Origin of the sequence: Caballeronia sp. LZ043, from assembly GCF_031451075.1 — a bacterium.
In the GTDB taxonomy this organism is placed as follows: domain Bacteria; phylum Pseudomonadota; class Gammaproteobacteria; order Burkholderiales; family Burkholderiaceae; genus Caballeronia.
In genome coordinates this window covers 1,160,132-1,179,447 of the sequence record NZ_JARUXT010000001.1, presented here as the reverse complement: position 1 = coordinate 1,179,447, position 19,316 = coordinate 1,160,132, and the positions used below count along the sequence as shown (strand labels likewise).

The window sequence follows — 19,316 nt, the reverse complement described above, 5'->3', positions numbered from 1 at the left end:
GCCTGCTGGCGAGGCAGAAGCGTGGCGAAAGAGTACGCTGCCCGGCTGATCCGGCACAATACGCAAAAATACATAAGTCATTGCCCGCGCGCGTTTGGTTCCCGGCCCCGTCAGCCGCGCCGCGCCAAGCGCCCGGGCGCCCGGATCACATGCCTGCACTGGACTATCAAACCGCGTTTCATCTCGCGCCCGTCGGGCTCGTGCTCTCGCGCGAGCGCGCGATCGAGGACTGCAACGCGCAGCTCTGCGCGATCTTCGGCTTTGCGCGCGAGGCGCTCATCGGCCAGTCGTTCGAGGTGCTGTATCCGTCGCCGGACGAATTCGCGCGGATCGGCGAGCGGATCGCCGCGCACATCAGCAAGGAAGGCACCTACAGCGACGACCGCATCATGAAGCGCAACAATGGCGAGCTCTTCTGGTGCCACGTGACCGGCCGCGCGCTCGACCGCGCCACGCCGCACGCAGCCGGCGTCTGGACCTTCGAGGACCTGAGCGCGACGCGGCGGGTCGCCATCGAACTGACGCCGCGCGAACGGGAGATCGCCGCGCAGCTCGTGACCGGCAAGACCAGCAAGCAGATCGGCCGCGTGCTCGACATCAGCCCGCGCACCGTCGACATCTATCGCGCGCGACTCATGCGCAAGTACGACACCGGCAACGCCACCGAATTGCTCCAACGGCTGCTCGGCACCTGACCCACGGACTCACAGCGCGACGGACACACCCGTCTCGATCACGCGGCGCAGCGCCTCCGGCAGCGGCGCCGACTTGCCCGCCGCGTACTCGATCCACACGATCTTCGCCGCACCGCGCGCGACCAGCGTGTCGGGCGCATCGGCGCGCACCAGCTCGAAATGCGTGTCGAAGCTGCTGCGTCCCGGCTGGCCGACCGACATCCGGCCGATCACGTCGCCGGGATAGTGCAGTTGCCGGAGAAATTCCATCGATGCGTTCACGATCACCGGCCCCTGCCCCGCGCCGTGGCCGCCCACGATGCCCAGTTGCTCGAACCAGGAAATCCGCACCTGCTCCATGTAGCGGAAATAGACGGTGTTGTTGACGTGCCCGAAGGCGTCCATGTCGCCCCAGCGGATTGGGATGGGTAATTCGATGACGGTGCGGAAGCTCTGCTCGCTGCTCATTGACTGCGTTACCTGTTGCCGTATGACGGCCTGGTTGACTGAAAGTGGAAGGGCCGCGCTCAGACCGAGAAACCGTCGTCCGCGGAAATCACGGCGCCGTTCATGAACTGCGATTCGTCGGCGGCCAGCAGGAGCAGCAGGCCGTCGAGATCGTTCGGCGTGCCGACGCGCCGGCGCGGCAGCATCGACATGAGCTTCTGCCCCTGCTCGGTCTTCCAGTGGTGGTGATTGATCTCGGTGTCGATATAACCCGGGCAGATGGCGTTGACATTGATGCCGTGGCGGCCCCATTCGAGCGCCATGGACTTCGTCATCTGCACGACGGCGGCCTTGCTCATCGAATAGACGCCGATCTGCGGAAACACCCGCAGCCCCGCCACCGAGGCGATGTTGATGATCCGGTACGCCGGTTTCGCGGCGCCGTTGCCGCGCATGATCATGCGCTTGGCCACTTCCTGCGCGACGAAGAACGCTCCGCGCACATTCGTGCCGAAAACGAATTCGAAGTCGGCGGGCGTGACGTCGGTGAGTTTCTGCGTGGTGGAGACGCCCGAGTTGTTCACCAGGATGTCGATGGTCCCGGCTTCCGTCTCGGCATGCGCCACGGCGGACTTGACGCTCTGGTAATCCGTCACGTCGAGCGAGACCACGTGCGCCGCGCCGCCCGACGCCTCGATCTCCGCGCGCAATTCCTTCAGCCGCTCCGTGCGGCGGCTCGCGAGCACCACCTTGGCCCCCGCCTGCGACAGCACCTGCGCGAAACGTTTGCCCAAACCACTGGACGCGCCGGTAATCAGCGCGACCTTGCCTTCCAGGTTGATCGAACGGCCCATTGTGCTTCCTTTTCCAGGGTGGATTCAGCCTCGACGGCGCACCGGGCGCGCGCCGCAAGCCATCAGCGTCGGCACCGATGGCACAGGCGCCGCCATAATAGTACGTTCGTGCGAATATAACGAGCATCGGTTGCGGGCTGCCTGAGCTTCCCCGACAATACGCGATCCCCGAACCCGAAAGGGCATTCTAAAGTACAGAGGAGCATTGATGACCCCGGCGAGCCTCATCGAGCAGTACGGTCCCCGCGAATCGATGGAATACGACGTCGTGATCGTCGGCGGTGGGCCAGCCGGTTTGTCGGCGGCCATCCGGTTAAAGCAACTGGCGGAAGAAAAAGGCGTCGAGATCGGCGTGTGCGTGCTGGAGAAAGGCTCGGAGGTCGGTGCGCACATCCTGTCCGGGGCGGTGATGGACCCGCGCGGGCTTGCAGAACTGATTCCCGACTGGAAGGAAAAAGGCGCGCCGCTCGACGTCGAGGTGACCGAGGACCGCTTCCTGTTCCTGTCTCAGAACGACGCGAAGCAGGTGCCGAACTGGCTGCTTCCCGACAACTTCAAGAATCACGGCAACTACGTGATTTCGCTCGCCAACGTCACGCGCTGGCTGGGCCAGCAGGCCGAGGCGCTGGGCGTCGAGATCTTTCCGGGCTTTCCGGCAGCCGAAGTGCTGTATGCGGACGACGGTTCGGTGCGCGGCGTGGTCACGGGCAACATGGGCGTCGGCAAGGACGGCCAGCCGACCGAGAACTTCCAGCTCGGCATGGAACTGCACGCGAAGTACACGCTGTTCTGCGAAGGCGCGCGCGGGCATCTCGGCCGCCAGCTGATCGACAAGTACAAGCTGAACCGCAATGCCGATCCGCAGGTGTACGGCATCGGCATCAAGGAGTTGTGGGAAATCGATCCGGTCAAGCACAAGCCCGGCCTCGTGATCCACACGGCCGGCTGGCCGCTCGAACCGGACACCTACGGCGGCTCGTTCCTCTATCACATGGACAACAACCAGGTGGTGGTGGGCTTCGTCGTCGGGCTGGGGTATTCGAATCCGTATCTGTCGCCGTTCGAGGAATTCCAGCGCTACAAGACCCATCCGTCGATCCGCGCGTTCCTCGAAGGCGGCAAGCGCATTTCCTACGGCGCGCGCGCGATCACCGCGGGCGGGCTGATGTCGCTGCCGAAGCTGAGCTTCCCGGGCGGCGCGCTGGCGGGCGATGACGCCGGCTTCCTGAACGCCTCGCGCATCAAGGGCAGCCACGCGGCGATCAAGTCCGGCAAGATGGCCGCCGAAGCCGCGTTCGACGCTGTGCAGGCCGGCCGCCAGAACGACGAACTCACGGCCTATCCGGAAGCGTTCGAGAGCTCGTGGCTCAAGACGGAGCTGTATCGGGCGCGCAATTTCAAGCAGTGGATGAGCAAGGGCCTGTACCTCGGCACCTTCATGGTGGGCCTGGAGCAGAAGGTGATGGGCGGCAACGTGCCCTGGACGCTGCACCATCAGCACTGGGATCACGAGATGCTGAAGCCGGCTTCGCAGTGCAAGCCAATCGTCTATCCGAAGCCCGACGGCAAGCTCACCTTCGACCGGCTCTCGTCCGTGTTCATCTCGAACACGAACCACGAGGAGAATCAGCCGGCGCACCTGACGCTCAAGGACCCGAAGGCGCCGGTCGATGTCAACCTGCGCACCTATGCGGGCCCGGAAAGCCGCTACTGTCCGGCGGCCGTGTATGAATTCGTGAAGGGCGACGACGGCAACGAGCGCCTGCAGATCAACGCGCAGAACTGCGTGCACTGCAAGACGTGCGACATCAAGGATCCGACGCAGAACATCGTGTGGGTCACGCCGGAAGGCGGCGGCGGCCCGAACTATCCGAACATGTGATGGCGTGCGGCCGGGTTCCGGCTGCATCGTTCGAGCGAAAGAAAACGGGCGCCATGGCGCCCGTTTCTCATTTCAGGTTCGCTCCTGCCGCCTACTTCGACGGCGCCTGAGCCGCGATCTTCGGCGTGCCCACGACGACGTCGCCGCATTGCGCGCGATGCCGCAGCGCGTGGTCCATCAGCACCAGCGCGAGCAGCGCTTCGGCAATCGGCGTGGCGCGGATGCCGACGCACGGATCGTGACGGCCAAAGGTTTCGACGGTGGCGGGCGCGCCGTCCTTGTCGATGGACTGGCGCGGCGTACGGATGCTCGACGTCGGCTTGATCGCGATGGACACCGTGATGTCCTGCCCACTTGAAATGCCGCCGAGAATGCCGCCGGCGTTGTTGGTGGCGAAGCCTTCGGGCGACATCTCGTCGCCGTGCTGCGAACCGCGTTGCGCGACGCTCGCGAAGCCCGCGCCGATCTCCACGGCCTTTACGGCATTGAGGCCCATCATCGCGTGGGCGATGTCCGCGTCGAGCCGGTCGTACAGCGGCTCGCCGAGACCCACCGGCACGCCGCTCGCCACCACCTCGATGCGCGCGCCAACCGAATCGCCGTCGCGGCGCAGGTTGTCCATGTATTCCTCGAGCTGCGGCACGATCTGCGCGTTCGGCGAGAAGAACGGGTTCTCCCGCACGTGCTCCCAGCTTTCGAACGGAATCGCCACTTCGCCCAGCGCGCTCATGCAGCCGCGCGTCTCGAGGCCGAACTTCTCGCGCAACCATTTCTTCGCGACGGCGCCCGCGGCCACGGTCGGCGCAGTGAGACGCGCCGACGAACGGCCGCCGCCCCGATAGTCGCGCACGCCGTATTTCTGCAGGTACGTGTAGTCCGCATGACCGGGACGGAAGCTCTGCGCGATGTTGCCGTAGTCCTTGCTGCGCTGGTCGGTATTGCGGATCAGGAGCGCGATGGGCGTGCCCGTGGTCACGCCTTCGAACACGCCGGAAAGAATCTCGACCTGGTCGGGTTCCTGACGCTGCGTCACGTGCCGCGACGTGCCGGGGCGGCGGCGATCCAGCTCGATCTGGATGTCGGCTTCGGTGAGCGCCATGCCGGGCGGGCAGCCGTCGATCACGCAGCCGATCGCCGGACCGTGCGATTCGCCGAAGTTCGTGACGGTAAAGAGCGTGCCAAGGGTATTGCCGGACATGAGCGTCGACCTGATAAAAAGTGTCGGGGGAAACCGCCATTATGCCAGCGCCGCCCGCCGACGCGCCCTAGCGGCGCGCCCCGCGCAAGGCCGACACCACCTCCTGCAGATGCTGCGGAGTCGCATCCTCCGGCGCGATCGGCTCGCCCACCGCGAGCGTCAGCCGCGTCATCGCGCCGCGCCGGATCGGCCGCGGCCATTGCGCGTCTTCGTGACGCGAGAACACGCTGCCCCACAGGCCGCGCAGCGCCATCGGCACGACGGGCGCCGGATGGCGCCGCAGAATCTCGGCGATGCCATGCCGGAACGGATTCAGCTCGCCGGTGCGCGTGAGCCTGCCTTCCGGGAAGATGCAGACCAGATCGCCCTCTTCCAGCGCCTGGGCGCACGCGTCGTAGGCGCGTGCGAGCATGGCGGCGTCCTCGTGCGCGGGCGCGATCGGAATGGCCTTCACGTGGCGGAACATCCAGCCGAACAGCGGCGTGCGGAAGATGCGGTGGTCCATCACAAAGCGGATCGGCCGCGGACTTTCGGCCATGATCACCACGGCGTCCACGAAACTTACGTGGTTGCACACCAGCACGGCCGCGCCATGCGCGGGAATGCGCGCTGCATCGACCAGCCGGATGCGATAGAACGTATGCACCAGCAGCCACGCGATGAAGCGCAGCAGGAACTCCGGCACGAGCGAATAGATGTACAAGGCGACCACCACATTCAGCAGCGCGGTAGTGAGGAAGAGTCCCGGAATGCCGACGCCGAAGGACGTGAGCGCAAGCGCCATCAGCGCCGACACGATCATGAAGAACGAATTGAGGATGTTATTGGCCGCGATGATGCGCGCACGATGCGTGGGCTGGCTGCGCGCCTGGATCAGCGCGTAGAGCGGCACGCTGTAGAAGCCGCCGAACATCGCCAGCAGAAACAGGTCCGCGAGAATGCGCCAGTGCGGCAGCGCAAGCAGAAACTCGCCGACGCCCAGCAGATGTTCCGCCGGCATCATCCGGTGGCTGGCGAAGAACAGGTCGACCGCGAACACGCTGATGCCGATGGACCCGAGCGGCACGAGCCCGATCTCCACGCGCCGCTTCGACAGGCGCTCGCACAGCAGCGAACCCGTGCCGATGCCCAGGGAAAACGTCGCGAGCAGGACGGTCACGACGTCAGGATCGGCGGACAGCACGTCCTTGGCGAAGTTGAAGAACGAGGTCAGGAAGGTCGCGCCGACGAACCATAGCCAGGAGATGCCGAGCAGGCTCAGGAACACGGTGCGGTCGGATTTCGCGAGCCGCAGGTTGCGCCAGGTTTCCGAGAACGGATTCCAGTTGATGCGCAGCCCGGATTGCGACGGCGCCGACGCCGGCACGAACGCGGCCGCCACCCTTCCGATCAGCGCGAACGCAAAGCAGGCGCAGGCGAGCAGCAGCGCGCCGTGTTCGGACGCGCCCGCTGCCGCGCCGCCGATGATCGTGCCGAACAGGATGGCGACGAAGGTGCCCATCTCGACCAGCCCGTTGCCGCCGACCAGTTCATGCGCGTCGAGATGCTGCGGCAGATAGGCATATTTCACCGGGCCGAACACGGTGGAATGCACGCCCATCAGGAAAGTGCAGGCGTACAGCAGCGGCGCGCTGTGCCACAGGAAGCCCGCGCCGCCGATCAGCATCACGACGATCTCGAAGCTCTTCACGAGGCGCGCGAGGACGGCCTTGTCGTATTTGTCGGCAATCTGGCCGGAGGTCGCCGAGAACAGCACGAACGGCACGATGAAGATGGCGGAAATCAGGAACGCGGCCGTCTTCGGATCGACGCCGGAAAAGCGCGCCGCCTGGAACGTCACGAGCGACGTGAAGCCGACCTTGAAGACGTTGTCGTTCATCGCACCCAGGAACTGCGTCCAGAAAAACGGTGCGAAACGGCGCTCGCGCACCAGGCGGAACTGGCTTTCGCCGGCTGCATGCGCACGTCGGGAGTCGCGCTCTCGGGCGCGCGGCGGATGGTCGCTCATGTGTTGCGGGAGGGTGAGATTGGGTGTCGGGCGCGCCCGAATGGAAGTCGTTGGAGCGAGACGGGTTGCCGGGCGGGGCGAAAAAAAGCGCGCCGGTCGGGCGCGCTTTGCGGGGCGCGGGGTTCAAGCAAGCTGCTCAAACCGCCCGAGCCAGATCATGTCTGATTGCGAAGTTCCGCCGCAAAAAATGACGCGCTCAGCGCGCTTCTTCCTGCTGCTCGGGCCAGTCGCGGATATAGGCCTTCAGCATGCGGTTCTCGAAACCCTGCTCCTCCACCACCGCCTTTGCAACGTCATAGAACGAGATCACGCCCATCAGCTGACGCTTCTCCATGACCGGCAGATAGCGCACATGATGCTCGAGCATCATGCGGCGGACTTCCTTCGCGTCGGTTTCCGGCGTGCAGGTGAGCGGATGGTCGTCCATGATCTTGCGGATGGTGGACGTGCCCACCGAACCGCCGTTGTCGCGCAAGGTCACGATGATTTCGCGGAAGGTCAGCATGCCGACCAGGTCGCCGTACTCCATGACGACCAGCGAGCCGATGTCGTGCGCCGCCATGGTGTCGACGGCCTCGCCGAGCGGGGTGTCCGGTGTGACGGTGAAAAGGGTGTTGCCCTTCACCTTGAGAATGTCGCTGACTCGCATGGTTGTCTCCTCGCGAATGGCCGCACGATGCCTGTTGCAGCCTGAAACGTTGACGCCGCCGGCGTTGCGCACGGCGTGCAGCCGCGGTGCGAACGGGGTGGAAAGATGGATCGATGCTATCGGAAAGACTCGCAAAAGAAAAGGCGAACGGCCCGGGAAACGCCCGCACTGGCCGGATGGACAAGGCTTTGCGCGGTTTCGAGTGCCTGCTTTGGAGCATGCATCCGGCGTGGCTTGTTCCTGACGCAGCCCTGACGCAGCCCTGACGCAGCCCTGATGTTCGCCCTAAGTTTGAACGCCGAATCCCCGATGTTACGATGATCGGCCCTTGTTCGCCGCCCGCCGGCACCCTGCGCGCCGGCCGTCCACGATGCCAGCCAACCGCTTCGACACGCTCGCGCTGCACGCGGGCGCCGCGCCCGACCCCGCCACCGGCGCCCGCGCGACGCCCATTTATCAGACCACCTCCTTCACCTTCCGCGACACCGATCACGCCGCCGCGCTCTTCAACATGGAGCGCTCCGGGCACGTCTATTCGCGCATCTCGAACCCGACCGTCGCGGTGTTCGAGGAACGGGTCGCGGCGCTCGAAGGCGGCGTCGGCGCGATCGGCACCGCGAGCGGCCAGGCCGCGCTGCATCTCGCGATCGCCACGCTGATGGGCGCGGGCTCGCATGTGGTCGCGTCCAGTGCGCTCTACGGCGGCTCGCACAATCTGCTGCATTACACCTTGCGGCGCTTCGGCATCGACACCACCTTCGTCGCGCCGCACGATCTCGACGCCTGGCGCGCGGCCGCGCGGCCCGAAACACGCCTGTTCTTCGGCGAGACGCTCGGCAATCCGGGCCTCGACGTGCTCGATATCGCGGGCGTCGCGGAAATCGCGCATGCGCACGGCGCGCCGCTGCTGGTCGATTCCACCTTCACGACGCCGTATCTGCTGCGCCCTTTCGAACACGGCGCGGACCTCGTCTACCACTCGGCGACCAAGTTCCTCGGCGGCCACGGGACGACCGTCGGCGGCGTGCTCGTCGACGGGGGCACCTTCGACTTCGCCAACGGCCGCTTCCCCGAATTCACCGAGCCTTACGACGGCTTTCACGGCATGGTGTTCGCCGAGGAAAGCACCGTCGCGCCCTTCCTGCTGCGCGCCCGCCGCGAAGGCCTGCGCGACTTTGGCGCCTGTCTGCATCCGCAAGCCGCGTGGCAACTGCTGCAAGGCATCGAAACCTTGCCGTTGCGCATGGACCGGCATGTCGCGAACACGCGCAAGGTGATCGAATTTCTGCTCGGTTCCGCGGCGGTCGAGGGCGTGGCCTATCCCGAACTGCCGACCCACCGCGACCACGCGCTCGCCCAGCGCCTGCTGCCGCGCGGCGCGGGCGCGGTGTTCAGCTTCGACATCAAGGGCGGCTTGACGGCGGCGCGCAGCTTCATCGAGACGCTCACACTGTTCTCGCATCTCGCGAATGTCGGCGATGCACGCTCGCTCGTCATCCATCCGGCTTCCACGACCCATTTCCGCATGGACGCCGCCGCGCTCGCCGCGGCGGGCATCGGGCCGGGGCGCATCCGTCTGTCGATCGGTCTGGAGGATCCGGACGACCTGATCGACGACCTGAAGCGCGGGCTCAAGGCGGCGCAAAAGGCCGCCGAGAACGCAGGCGCAGGCGCCGCCGCAACGCTCGGGAGCCGCGCATGAAATTCGATCATCACGGCCGCGCTGCCTACGCCTATACCGGCAGCAAATCGTTCGACGCCGCGCGGCCTGCCGTCGTGTTCATTCACGGCGCGGAGCACGATCACAGCGTGTGGGCGTTGCAGACGCGCTATTTCGCGCATCACGGCTTCGGGGTGCTCGCGCTCGATCTTCCGGGACATGGACGCAGCGCCGGCGCGCCGTTGTCGACCATCGGCGCGCTGGCCGACTGGGTGATCGGCGTGCTCGACGCGGCCGGCGTGCGGCAGGCGATCTTCGTCGGCCACAGCATGGGCTCGCTGATCGCGCTCGACGCCGCCGCGCGCCATCCGGAGCGTGCGCTGGGTCTCGCGCTGCTCGCGACCGCCGCGCCGATGACCGTCTCCGCGACCCTGCTCGACGCGGCCCGCGAGCACGAGCCGGAGGCCATCGAAATGGTCAATCAGTGGTCGCATTCGACGCTCGCCGCAAAACCTTCTAGCCCCGCGCCCGGCTTCTGGCTGCAAGGCGCGAACCGGCGGCTGATGGAGCGCGTGAGCCTGCTGGGCGAGGCCCTGCTCTTCCATACCGACTTCAGCGCCTGCAATGCCTACGCGGAGGCGCTCGAACGCGCCGGCGCGGTGCGCTGTCCGGTGTGCGTGCTGAGCGGCCGCCGCGACATCATGACGCCGCCGCGTGCGTCGCGTCCGGTCGTCGAGGCCTTGAGAAAGGCCGGCGCGACGGTGCAGACAGTGGAACTGGACGCGGGTCACGCCATGATGACCGAACAGCCGGACGCGACGCTCGATACCCTGTTTGCATTCGCGCTCGATTGCGCACGCGGCACTCGCCCGCCCGCTTGAAACGCCCCCCGGAACCCCCGCTTGCGCCGCGCCTGCCGCCGCCGCAGAATGAATCTTGCTGGTGTCGGAGAGCCGGCGCGCCACGCGCCGCAGCACATCAGCCAAGCATGACAGGGAGGCCGTCATGGCGCACGCCGCACACGGGGAGCATTTCGCGAACTTCGCCCAGTTCTATCCGTTCTATCTCGAGGAGCATCGCAATCTCATTTCGCGCCGGCTGCATTTCATCGGTTCGCTCGGCGTGATCGGCTGTCTCGCCATGGCGATCGCCACCGGCGACTGGCTCTGGTTGCCGGCGGCCGTGATCTGCGGCTATGGCTTCGCGTGGGTCGGCCACTTCTTCTTCGAGAAAAACCGGCCGGCCACGTTTCGCCACCCGATCTACAGCCTGATGGGCGACTGGGTGATGTTCAAGGACATCTGCATCGGCAGGATTTCGCTCTGACGGCTCATGCAATTCATGCCGTCTGCCGGGGCAGCGCGGAAGGCGGCGGCTCGCGCAGGCGCGCGTCAGTCAGCGCCGAGGCGCGCGCGGCGATCAGCGAGCCCACCGTGATGTCCAGCGCGTCGTTTTCGAGCGCGTTCATGAGCGCGGCGCAATCCACCTGCGCGGCATCGAGCTTCAGCTGATATTCGAGTTCCGCGCGATCGATCACGAACTGGTCGAACAGCATCGTCACCGTCATCTGGTTCGGATTCGCGATAAGCACGTAACGCGGCTGGCGCGCGTCCTCCAGCCGGCCGATCCAGCCGAGCGCGTCGAGCCGGGCGATGAGCCGGTTTGAGGTATCGAGGTCGCAGCGCGCCATTGTCGAGAGTTGCAGCGCGGTGTAGCCGGGCTTGCCTTCGACGCGCGCCTCCACCAGCCGCGCCAGGATCTCGAGCGCGTCCAGCAGGTCGCTGCCGGGGAAATCGCGCCGGTGATATTGCCCGGTGCGAATGGCGGGCAGCGCGGACGTCACCATGGCGCCGACCAGCGCGATCATCCAGCACAGATAGACCCACAGCAGGAACACCGGCAACGCGGCGAAGGCCCCGTACACCGCCGTGTAGGTGGGAATGCGCCGCACGTAGGAGCCGAAACCACGCTTGCCGAGTTCGAACGCAACTGCTGCAATCAGCCCGCCCACCAGCGCATCGCGCCACTCCACCTTGCAGTTCGGCATGAACACGTAGATGAGCGTGAACGCGACCGCCGTCAGCGGCAGCGAGACCCCGGTCAGCGCCCATTCGATGACCGGCGGCATCAGGTTGTGCGAGCCCGCGAAGGCGACCGAATGCGCGAACACATAGGACGAGATGGACAGGCTGCAGCCGAACAGGATGGGGCCGAGCGTGATGATCGACCAGTAGACCAGCACGCGCTGCGCGAACGGACGCGCCTTGCGCACGCGCCAGATGACGTTGAACGCGGATTCGACGGTCATCATCGTCATCACGGCGGTCACGAACAGGATGATCATGCCGACTGTCGTGAGTCCCTTCGCCTTGGCCGCGAACTGGTTCAGGTATTTGAAGATCTGGTCGTTGATCTGCGGCGGCATCAGGTGGACCGCCAGGAAATCCTGCAACGAAGCCTGGAACGAGCCGAAGATCGGAAACGCGGTGAACAGCGCGAACGCGACCGTGGCGAGCGGCACCAGCGACAGCACGCTCGTAAACGTCAGGCTGCCGGCCACCTGCGCGACGCGGTCTTCACCGATGCGGCGCGCCACGAAGCTGGCGAGACGCCTGACCGCGGCGAGATCGATGGAAAGTGACTGCAAAGGCATTCTCCTCGTCGTGATTTCCGGCGTACGCCACGGCGGCGGGCCATGCCCGCCTTGCCCCATGCCCGCATTACCGGGAGGGCGCACGCCCCGGAAACCAGCTCAAAACCTATAATAGCCGTTCACTGAAAAAGCCTTATGAACGACATCCTCGTGCTTTATTACAGCCGCCATGGCGCGACCCGCGAGCTTGCGCTCGCCATCGCCCAGGGCGTCGACAGCGTTCCCGGCATGCAGGCGCGCGTGCGCACGGTGCCGCCGGTATCCGCGGTTTGCGAAGCAACCCAGCCCGACATTCCCGCCGACGGTCCGCCCTACGCCGAGCTACGCGATCTCGAAGAATGCGCGGGCCTGGCGCTGGGTTCGCCGACGCGCTTCGGCAACATGGCCGCGCCGCTCAAGTATTTTCTCGACGGCACCACGCCGCAATGGCTCTCGGGCGCGCTCGCGGACAAGCCCGCCTGCGTGTTCACCTCGACCGGCAGCCTGCACGGCGGCCAGGAAAGCACCCTGCTTTCGATGATGCTGCCGCTGCTGCATCACGGCATGCTGATCCTGGGCATTCCGTACACGGAGTCGCGTCTCTCCACGACCCAGAGCGGCGGCACGCCTTATGGCGCGTCGCATCACGCGCGCCTCGGCAGCGACTCCGCCAGCCACGGCATCACCGCCGACGAAAAGGCGCTCGCCATTGCGCTCGGCGCGCGGCTCGCGCGCACGGCGCTCAATGTCCAACGCGGCGCGCAAGCAGCCTGACGCGGACGATGAACGCACCCGCCGCCATTTCCCGCCGCCACCCTGCCTATGCCCGTGGCGCACTCGCGAGCCTGATTGCGCTGATCGTGCTGGCGCTGCTCTGGGAACTCTGGCTTGCACCGGTGCGGCCAGGCGCCTGGGCGCTCGCGCTGAAAGCCGTGCCGCTGGCGTGCGCGCTGCCGGGCGTGGCGCGCAAGAGCCTCTACACAATGCAATGGGCCGCGATGCTCGTCCTGCTCTATATCGCCGAGGGCGTGGTGCGCGGGATGACGGATGCGGGCCTGTCCGCGTCGCTGGGCTGGCTCGAAGTGCTGCTTGCGGCAGCCTTTTTCGGCTTCGCGCTGGCGTATGTCGCGCCATTCAAGCGTGCGGCGAAGCTGGATGCGCGTGCGAAGGAACGCTGAGCCGTGCGCTTTTCCCACGCCTGCATCGCTTCGACGTGATGCTTTGTAGCACGATTCCCGGCGCACCGTGCGTGCCTATGCCATTCGGCCGAGGTTCGCTTCGCGCCGCCCTGCGCGATACTCTGCACTACGCCTGAACCCCTTTCCTGCCCAACCGTTCATGACCGCCACCCAAGCTTTCGTTTCCGCCTGCGCCGAACTGCTCGGCACCTCGCACGTCCTGACCGAGACCCACGACACCGAGCCGTTTCTCGTCGACTGGCGCAAGCGCTATCGCGGCAATGCGTGCGCCGTGCTGCTGCCCGGGAACACCGAACAGGTGGCCGGCGTCGTGCGGCTGGCGCGTGAATACCGCATCGCCATCGTCCCGCAAGGCGGCAACACCGGCCTGGCCGGCGGCGCCACGCCGGACAACACCGGCGCACAGGCCGTGCTGAGCCTGAAGCGGCTGAACCGCGTGCGCGGCATCGACCCGCACAACAACACGATCACCGTCGAAGCGGGCGTCGTGCTGGCCGAGATCCAGGCGCGCGCGCAGGCGGCACAGCGTCTGTTCCCGTTGAGTCTGGCCGCCGAAGGCAGCTGCACGATCGGCGGCAATCTTGCGACCAATGCCGGCGGCACCGGCGTTCTGCGCTACGGCAACACGCGCGAGCTGTGCCTCGGGCTCGAAGTGGTCACGCCGCAGGGCGAGATCTGGGACGGCCTGCGCGGGCTGCGCAAGGACAACACGGGCTACGATCTGCGCGATCTCTACATCGGTGCGGAAGGCACGCTCGGCATCATCACGGCCGCCGTCATGAAGCTGCACCCCGCGCCGGTCGCGAAGGTCACGGCTCTTGCCGGTCTGGCGTCCGCGCAGGCCGCGCTCGACTTCCTCTCGCTGGCGCAGCATCACGCGGGCGCGCTGCTGACCGGCTTCGAACTCATGTCGGACTTCTGCATGCGCCTGGTCGGCCGGCATTTCCCGCAGTTGCGCTATCCGTTCGAGGCCACGCATGCGCAGACGGTGCTGCTCGAATTCTCGGACAGCGAAAGCGAAGCGCACGCCCGCGCCCTCTTCGAGCGGCTGATGGAAGAAGCGCTGGAGCAAGGCATCGTGGAAGATGCGGTGGTGGCCGAGAATCTCGCGCAGTCGCAGGCGTTCTGGTCGCTGCGTGAACACATTCCGCTTGCACAGGCAGAGGAAGGGCTGAACATCAAGCATGACATCGCCGTGCCCATCTCGGGCATCGGCCGCTTCATCGAGGAAACCGACGCGATCATCGCGAAAGCCGTACCCGGCGCGCGCATGGTGACCTTCGGGCACCTCGGCGACGGCAATCTGCACTACAACGTGCAGGCGCCCGAAGGCGTCGACGAAAAGGCCTTCCTGGCGGAATGCGAAACGCAGATCAACGCGCTCGTCTACGATCAGGTGCATGCGCATCGCGGCAGCATCAGCGCCGAGCATGGCCTTGGCCAACTGAAAGCAGAGGAAGCCATGCACTACAAGTCGCCGGTCGAGGTGCGCCTCATGCAGGCGGTCAAGGCCGCGCTCGATCCCGACAACCTGATGAACCCCGGCAAGGTCGTGCACTCCGGCGCGGCGCCTGCCAAGGAGAACGGCGCATGAAGATTCGCGTGCTGTCGGACCTGCATCTGGAGTGCGACGAGCCCCTGGCCATTCCCTACGCGCAGGCGGATCTCGTCGTGCTCGCCGGCGACATCCACAACCACGCCGAAGGTCTGCGCTGGGCCGCCGAGAATTTCGATTCCGATGTCCCGGTCATCTACGTGCCCGGCAATCACGAGTACTACGACGCCGAATTCGGCGCGATGGAAGCGGCCATGCAGGACGCCGCCCGCAGCGTCGACAACGTGCATTACCTGAACAACGCGTCGCTGGTGGATCGCCGGGGCGCGTGGCGCGTGCTCGGCACGACCTTGTGGACGGACTTCGAGCTGTTCGGATCGGGCGAGAGCGACATCGGCCGCGCCTGCGAGGCGTGTACGAAAGTCATGCTCGACTACAAGGGGGCGATCCAGCTCGCGTGGCCCGAGCCGGACGGCGAGCCGCGCGCGTTCGCACCCGACGACTCGCTGGCGCTGCACGAGCAGGCACGCGGCTGGCTCGAAGCCGAACTCGCGAAGCCCTTCGCGGGCCAGACGATCGTCGTCACGCATCATGCGCCCCGGCGCGAGAGCCTTGCGCCGCAGTATGCGGAAGACATCGTTTCGGCGGGGTTCGTCAACCACTTGCCCACGCTCGCGCGCGCGCCGGTCGCGCTGTGGATTCACGGCCATACACATACTTCGTTCGATTACGAAGCAGACGGCACGCGTGTGGTATGCAATCCGCGCGGCTACTTCAGCAGGCGCAGCGGCCGCTGGGAGAACGAGCAGTTTGCGTGGGACAAGGTGGTCGAGATCTGAGCGTGAGCGACAGCGAGACGAACTGAAGGAAGGTAACCCGACAAGCAGCACGGAACCCTGTTGGACCCTGCGGAGGAACGCCATGTGCGGCCGAATCAGCCAGTACCGACTGCCGATGCATTACGCGCAACGCCTGCATCTGAAAAATCCGTTCGTGCTCGTGGATGCCGCCGACCGGCGTCCGGGCTATAACCTCTCGCCGGGCACGCATCCGCTGGGCGTGTATCCGGACGAATCCATCCGTGCCGTTCACTGGGGATACTGCCCGCCGTGGGCGCTGCAGAAGAAACTGCCGCAGACCATCAACGCGCGCGTCGAAACTGCGGCGACGAGCGCTTATTTCAAGCATCTGTGGAAGAAAGCGCGCATCCTGATCCCGGCCGATGGCTGGTTCGAATGGCGCATCGAGCCGCGTGCGGACAACCCGGCCGCGAAGCCCGCCAAGCAGCCGTACTACATCCAGCGCGCCGACGGCGAGCCCATGTACCTTGCCGCGCTCACGAGCATCATGCGCGATGAAGATGCCGCCGCGCCGGGCGCGGGCTTCGTGATCGTGACGGCGGCCGCCGACGAAGGTCTCGTCGACGTCCATGACCGCCGGCCACTTGTCTTTGCGCCCGCCGCCGCGCGACGCTGGCTGGATCCGGACGCCACGCCCGATGATCTTGCGGCCTTGGTCAGGACGGATGGCGTACCGGCGTCGCATTTCGTATGGCACCGCGTGTCCACCGACGTCAACCGCGCCACGAACGACGAACCACGCCTGATCGAGCCGCTGGAAACGCTGCTCTGAGCAGGCAGCGCCTTTTAACGCCTGCGCGTCTCGCGGTCGTCGTCGATGCGGATCGGCACGAGGCGGCGCCGTGCATTGCGTTCAGACTGAGCACGCATCGCATTGAACAGATCGCGCGAAGCCGGAATCGCGATCAGCAGCAACAAAGCCGCGAGGGCGAGCAGAAGTGGCGTACTCATGTAAGGTCCCCGTAAAAGGTGCGAGTGGTCGAAGGCTGACATTACCAAGCTGCGGACGCTTCGTGAGTAAGCAAGTGTTGCGCCGCACCTAATTTCGTAACAGCCGCGCCTGCGCTCAGCTGACCACGAACTCCTTCAGGGAATCGGTATCGGCCGCGAGCGTGTCCGGCATGACCTCGCGCAGGAATTCCACCCAGGTGCGGATCTTCGCGTCGAGATACTGGCGCGACGGATACAGCGCGTACACGTTCAACTCCTGCATCGTGTACTGCGGCAGCACCCGCACCAGGGTGCCCGCGCGCAAGGCCGGCAGCGCGGATGACGTCGGCAGCACGCCGACACCCATGCCCTCGCGCAGCGCCACGACCATCGCGTCGGCGACGTTCACCGTGAACACCGACGGTCCCAGACTTACGGTTTCCTGCCCGTTCGGACCGTCGAACACCCAGCGGTCCGGCGGAAAGACCGGCGTCATCAGATGCAGGCAGGTATGGCGCACGAGATCCGACAGCACATGCGGCGCGCCATGCTTCTCCACATAGGCCGGCGACGCGCACGCGATGCTGAACACCGAACCCAGCCGCGCCGACACCAGCGCCGAGTCGGGCAATTCGGAGGCGAGCACGACGGACACGTCGTAACCTTCGTCGAGCAGATCGGGCACGCGCTGCGCCAGCGTCAGATCGACCTGAACCGAGGGATGCCGCTCCTGGTAGCGCGAGATCATCGGCACGATGTAATGCTGGCCGAAGCTCGTCATCGAATGCACTTTCAGTTTGCCGGAGGGCCGCGCATGGGCGTCGCCCGCCTCGGCTTCCGCCTGGTCCACGTACGCCAGAATCTGCTCGCAACGTTGCAGATAGCGCTCGCCGGCCTCGGTAAGCGCGATGCGGCGCGTCGTGCGATTCAACAGGCGCGCACGCAGATGCGCCTCGAGATCCGAAACGGCCCGCGATGCATACGCGGTCGTCGTGTTGAGATGCTGCGCGGCTGCCGTGAAGCTGCCCGCCTCCACGACCCGCACAAATACGCGCATGTTCTGCAGCGTGTCCATAGCGCTTTTCCGACAATGAAACTGGTGACGTGACGAATTGTTGCACTTCTCGCAAGAGGGATTATCACACAATACGTAAAAATGCTTTGCGTGCTCGCGGGTTATTCGACAAATACTGCAAAAATATAATTACTTCCAGGAAATTGATTCAAATTTGGGAGTAAATCGTGCGAGGGCGAGTAATCCGCAAGACTGCTTCAGCCACAGTTCTTGCAACTATCCTGATCATCTCCGGGTGCGCCAGCACCGGCAACATCGCGCCTCACGATTCGCTGAACGACGCCGCGACGCTCGACGTCGGCACCGCGATCCGGCAAGCCAACGCCGATGCCCAATGGCCCGCCGAACAATGGTGGCGCGCCTATCAGGACCCGCAACTGGACCAGTGGATCGAACGCGCGACGAGCGGCAATCCGACGCTCGCGATGGCCGCGGCGCGCGTGCGCGAGGCGCATGAAGCCGCGGGCATTGCGCGCTCGGACCTGTATCCGCACGTCGATGCCGCCATGAGCGTCGCGCGCAAGAACTGGCCCAACAACGACTTCTATGGCCCCGGCCCTTACGCGGACACGACCACCTGGGACGACACGGCCGGACTGACGCTGTCCTACAACCTCGACCTGTGGGGCCGCGACGAGAACAATGCCGAACGCGCGCTCGATGTCGCCCACGTCCGCGCCGCCGACGCCCGCGCCGCGCAGCTCGATCTCGAAACCAACGTGGTGCGCGCCTATATCGGCTTCTCGCAGGCGTTCGCGCTGCTGGACATCGCGCAGCAAACGCTCGAACAGCAGCAACATATCGCCGACCATGCGCGCCGCCGTCTGAACGGCGGCATCGGCACGCAGCTCGAACTCAGCCAGGCCGAAGCGCCGCTGCCCGAGTACGAGCGGCAGGTCGACATCTATCAGGAAGAGATCGCACTGGCGCGCCATCAGCTGGCCGCGCTCGCGGGCGCAGGGCCAGGCGCCGGAGAGGCGCTGACGCGCCCCGCCCTGTCGCTCGCCACGCCGTTGCCGCTGCCTTCCGCGCTGCCGGCCGAGCTCGTCGGCCACCGGCCCGATATCGTCGCGGCCCGCTGGATGGTGGCGGCGCAGGCGCGCGGCATCGACGTCGCGAAGGCCGGCTTCTATCCGAACATCAACCTGGCCGCTTCGCTCACCCAGGCCTTCGCGGGCGGCGCGCTGCTGAGTTTCCTCACGAGCAAGGCGTCGGGCTACAGCTTCGGCCCGGCCATCTCGCTGCCGATCTTCGAAGGCGGACGCCTGCGCGCGCAACTGGGCGCGGCATCGGCGCAATACGACGAAGCCGTCGACCACTACAACGCGACGCTGGTCGCGGCGCTGAAGGACATCGCGGATCAGGTCGTGCGCGTGCATTCGCTCGATACCCAGCTCGACGCCTCGGGCCGCTCGGTCGCCGCCGCGCGCAAGAGCTACGACCTCGCGAACGAAGGCTACCGGCGCGGTCTCACCGATTACCTGAACGTGCTCGTCGCGCAGACGCAGTTGCTCAAGGCGCAGGATGGCCAGGCGCGCGTGCGCGCGGCACGGCTCGCGGCCTATGCAACGCTTACGTCGGCGCTCGGCGGCGGCCTCGACGATCCGTCGAACGGGCCGGAGCAGACCGCGCTCGCGCCGTCTCGGCACATCAGCACGCTCGGGCAGCTGAGCGCGCACGGACCGAAGTGAGG

General features: G+C 66.1%; 19 protein-coding genes. 11 read left to right on the top strand and 8 right to left on the bottom strand.

The features are described 5' to 3' along the window. The first annotated feature begins 149 nt into the window (after positions 1 to 149). Positions 150 to 695, top strand: a complete 546-nt coding sequence (locus tag QCE64_RS05215; RefSeq protein ID WP_309915224.1) for a LuxR C-terminal-related transcriptional regulator — start codon at positions 150 to 152, stop codon at positions 693 to 695. 9 nt (positions 696 to 704) lie between these two features. Here QCE64_RS05215 and QCE64_RS05210 read toward each other — a convergent pair whose 3' ends face one another. Beyond that, positions 705 to 1,142 carry a thioesterase family protein gene (locus tag QCE64_RS05210; RefSeq protein WP_310002958.1) on the bottom strand — a complete coding sequence of 146 codons (438 nt, stop codon included), beginning with the start codon at positions 1,140 to 1,142 and terminating at the stop codon, positions 705 to 707. A gap of 59 nt (positions 1,143 to 1,201) precedes the next feature. Beyond that, positions 1,202 to 1,975: an SDR family oxidoreductase gene (locus QCE64_RS05205; RefSeq protein WP_309808008.1), complete on the bottom strand. Its 774-nt coding sequence runs from the start codon at positions 1,973 to 1,975 to the stop codon at positions 1,202 to 1,204. Between the two features lie 208 nt (positions 1,976 to 2,183). Here QCE64_RS05205 and QCE64_RS05200 point away from each other — a divergent pair, with 208 nt between their 5' ends. Beyond that, positions 2,184 to 3,857, top strand: a complete 1,674-nt coding sequence (locus QCE64_RS05200; protein WP_310002956.1) for an electron transfer flavoprotein-ubiquinone oxidoreductase — start codon at positions 2,184 to 2,186, stop codon at positions 3,855 to 3,857. A gap of 91 nt (positions 3,858 to 3,948) precedes the next feature. Here QCE64_RS05200 and aroC read toward each other — a convergent pair whose 3' ends face one another. The 3 genes from aroC to QCE64_RS05185 form a co-directional block, all read right to left on the bottom strand. Continuing rightward, positions 3,949 to 5,055 carry a chorismate synthase gene (gene aroC, locus QCE64_RS05195; RefSeq protein WP_309929711.1) on the bottom strand — a complete coding sequence of 369 codons (1,107 nt, stop codon included), beginning with the start codon at positions 5,053 to 5,055 and terminating at the stop codon, positions 3,949 to 3,951. Between the two features lie 67 nt (positions 5,056 to 5,122). Beyond that, entirely contained in the window at positions 5,123 to 7,063 is a 1,941-nt protein-coding gene (locus QCE64_RS05190) for an MFS transporter (protein ID WP_310002954.1), read from the bottom strand. Between the two features lie 196 nt (positions 7,064 to 7,259). Continuing rightward, a complete protein-coding gene (locus tag QCE64_RS05185) occupies positions 7,260 to 7,712 on the bottom strand; it encodes a CBS domain-containing protein (protein WP_310002952.1) in 453 nt (150 codons plus the stop codon). Positions 7,713 to 8,082: 370 nt separating this feature from the next. Here QCE64_RS05185 and QCE64_RS05180 point away from each other — a divergent pair, with 370 nt between their 5' ends. From QCE64_RS05180 to QCE64_RS05170, 3 genes are all read left to right on the top strand, one after another. Then, positions 8,083 to 9,414: an O-acetylhomoserine aminocarboxypropyltransferase gene (locus QCE64_RS05180; RefSeq protein WP_310002950.1), complete on the top strand. Its 1,332-nt coding sequence runs from the start codon at positions 8,083 to 8,085 to the stop codon at positions 9,412 to 9,414. Beyond that, on the top strand, positions 9,411 to 10,253 hold the full coding sequence (locus QCE64_RS05175; protein ID WP_310002948.1) for an alpha/beta hydrolase: 843 nt from the start codon (positions 9,411 to 9,413) through the stop codon (positions 10,251 to 10,253). The genes QCE64_RS05180 and QCE64_RS05175 overlap by 4 nt, the downstream gene beginning before the upstream one ends. Before the next feature lie 124 nt (positions 10,254 to 10,377). Then, on the top strand, positions 10,378 to 10,698 hold the full coding sequence (locus QCE64_RS05170) for an Mpo1-like protein (RefSeq protein ID WP_309929701.1): 321 nt from the start codon (positions 10,378 to 10,380) through the stop codon (positions 10,696 to 10,698). Positions 10,699 to 10,711: 13 nt separating this feature from the next. On the opposite strand, the gene QCE64_RS05165 is transcribed toward QCE64_RS05170, so the two are convergent. After that, complete coding sequence (locus tag QCE64_RS05165) at positions 10,712 to 12,025, bottom strand: YihY family inner membrane protein (protein ID WP_309915201.1); 1,314 nt, start codon at positions 12,023 to 12,025, stop codon at positions 10,712 to 10,714. Between the two features lie 135 nt (positions 12,026 to 12,160). Between QCE64_RS05165 and wrbA the strand changes: the two genes are divergently transcribed. From wrbA to QCE64_RS05140, 5 genes are all read left to right on the top strand, one after another. After that, positions 12,161 to 12,778: an NAD(P)H:quinone oxidoreductase gene (wrbA, locus tag QCE64_RS05160; RefSeq protein WP_309807997.1), complete on the top strand. Its 618-nt coding sequence runs from the start codon at positions 12,161 to 12,163 to the stop codon at positions 12,776 to 12,778. A gap of 8 nt (positions 12,779 to 12,786) precedes the next feature. Further along, complete coding sequence (locus tag QCE64_RS05155; RefSeq protein ID WP_310002945.1) at positions 12,787 to 13,182, top strand: DUF2069 domain-containing protein; 396 nt, start codon at positions 12,787 to 12,789, stop codon at positions 13,180 to 13,182. Positions 13,183 to 13,342: 160 nt separating this feature from the next. Beyond that, positions 13,343 to 14,797 (top strand): FAD-binding oxidoreductase, encoded by a 1,455-nt coding sequence (locus QCE64_RS05150; protein WP_310002942.1) that lies wholly within the window; start codon positions 13,343 to 13,345, stop codon positions 14,795 to 14,797. Then, positions 14,794 to 15,597 (top strand): metallophosphoesterase, encoded by an 804-nt coding sequence (locus QCE64_RS05145; protein ID WP_309915191.1) that lies wholly within the window; start codon positions 14,794 to 14,796, stop codon positions 15,595 to 15,597. Before QCE64_RS05150 ends, QCE64_RS05145 begins: the two co-directional genes overlap by 4 nt. Before the next feature lie 82 nt (positions 15,598 to 15,679). Beyond that, positions 15,680 to 16,390: an SOS response-associated peptidase gene (locus QCE64_RS05140; protein ID WP_310002940.1), complete on the top strand. Its 711-nt coding sequence runs from the start codon at positions 15,680 to 15,682 to the stop codon at positions 16,388 to 16,390. Between the two features lie 14 nt (positions 16,391 to 16,404). Here the strand turns inward: QCE64_RS05140 and QCE64_RS05135 are convergent, their stop codons facing one another. Together QCE64_RS05135 and QCE64_RS05130 are read right to left on the bottom strand one after the other, a co-directional pair. Further along, positions 16,405 to 16,569: a hypothetical protein gene (locus tag QCE64_RS05135; RefSeq protein ID WP_309929695.1), complete on the bottom strand. Its 165-nt coding sequence runs from the start codon at positions 16,567 to 16,569 to the stop codon at positions 16,405 to 16,407. 115 nt (positions 16,570 to 16,684) lie between these two features. Then, a complete protein-coding gene (locus QCE64_RS05130) occupies positions 16,685 to 17,623 on the bottom strand; it encodes a LysR family transcriptional regulator (protein ID WP_309915183.1) in 939 nt (312 codons plus the stop codon). Positions 17,624 to 17,790: 167 nt separating this feature from the next. On the opposite strand from QCE64_RS05130, the gene QCE64_RS05125 reads away from it, so the two are divergent. After that, the gene (locus QCE64_RS05125) at positions 17,791 to 19,314 is read left to right on the top strand and encodes an efflux transporter outer membrane subunit (protein ID WP_309915180.1); all 1,524 of its coding nucleotides are present in this window, start codon (positions 17,791 to 17,793) and stop codon (positions 19,312 to 19,314) included. The last annotated feature ends 2 nt before the right edge of the window (positions 19,315 to 19,316 follow it).

Excerpts from the sequence above, each read along its gene's own strand:
- aroC (WP_309929711.1), bottom strand. The coding sequence starts at position 5,055 with ATGTCCGGCAATACCCTTGGCACGCTCTTTACCGTCACGAACTTCGGC.
- QCE64_RS05155 (WP_310002945.1), top strand. The coding sequence starts at position 12,787 with ATGAACGCACCCGCCGCCATTTCCCGCCGCCACCCTGCCTATGCCCGT.
- QCE64_RS05215 (WP_309915224.1), top strand. The coding sequence starts at position 150 with ATGCCTGCACTGGACTATCAAACCGCGTTTCATCTCGCGCCCGTCGGG.
- QCE64_RS05135 (WP_309929695.1), bottom strand. The coding sequence starts at position 16,569 with ATGAGTACGCCACTTCTGCTCGCCCTCGCGGCTTTGTTGCTGCTGATC.
- QCE64_RS05140 (WP_310002940.1), top strand. The coding sequence starts at position 15,680 with ATGTGCGGCCGAATCAGCCAGTACCGACTGCCGATGCATTACGCGCAA.
- QCE64_RS05200 (WP_310002956.1), top strand. The coding sequence starts at position 2,184 with ATGACCCCGGCGAGCCTCATCGAGCAGTACGGTCCCCGCGAATCGATG.
- QCE64_RS05150 (WP_310002942.1), top strand. The coding sequence starts at position 13,343 with ATGACCGCCACCCAAGCTTTCGTTTCCGCCTGCGCCGAACTGCTCGGC.
- QCE64_RS05130 (WP_309915183.1), bottom strand. The coding sequence starts at position 17,623 with ATGGACACGCTGCAGAACATGCGCGTATTTGTGCGGGTCGTGGAGGCG.
- QCE64_RS05180 (WP_310002950.1), top strand. The coding sequence starts at position 8,083 with ATGCCAGCCAACCGCTTCGACACGCTCGCGCTGCACGCGGGCGCCGCG.
- QCE64_RS05210 (WP_310002958.1), bottom strand. The coding sequence starts at position 1,142 with ATGAGCAGCGAGCAGAGCTTCCGCACCGTCATCGAATTACCCATCCCA.
- QCE64_RS05190 (WP_310002954.1), bottom strand. The coding sequence starts at position 7,063 with ATGAGCGACCATCCGCCGCGCGCCCGAGAGCGCGACTCCCGACGTGCG.
- QCE64_RS05165 (WP_309915201.1), bottom strand. The coding sequence starts at position 12,025 with ATGCCTTTGCAGTCACTTTCCATCGATCTCGCCGCGGTCAGGCGTCTC.
- QCE64_RS05175 (WP_310002948.1), top strand. The coding sequence starts at position 9,411 with ATGAAATTCGATCATCACGGCCGCGCTGCCTACGCCTATACCGGCAGC.
- QCE64_RS05185 (WP_310002952.1), bottom strand. The coding sequence starts at position 7,712 with ATGCGAGTCAGCGACATTCTCAAGGTGAAGGGCAACACCCTTTTCACC.
- QCE64_RS05170 (WP_309929701.1), top strand. The coding sequence starts at position 10,378 with ATGGCGCACGCCGCACACGGGGAGCATTTCGCGAACTTCGCCCAGTTC.
- QCE64_RS05145 (WP_309915191.1), top strand. The coding sequence starts at position 14,794 with ATGAAGATTCGCGTGCTGTCGGACCTGCATCTGGAGTGCGACGAGCCC.
- QCE64_RS05205 (WP_309808008.1), bottom strand. The coding sequence starts at position 1,975 with ATGGGCCGTTCGATCAACCTGGAAGGCAAGGTCGCGCTGATTACCGGC.
- wrbA (WP_309807997.1), top strand. The coding sequence starts at position 12,161 with ATGAACGACATCCTCGTGCTTTATTACAGCCGCCATGGCGCGACCCGC.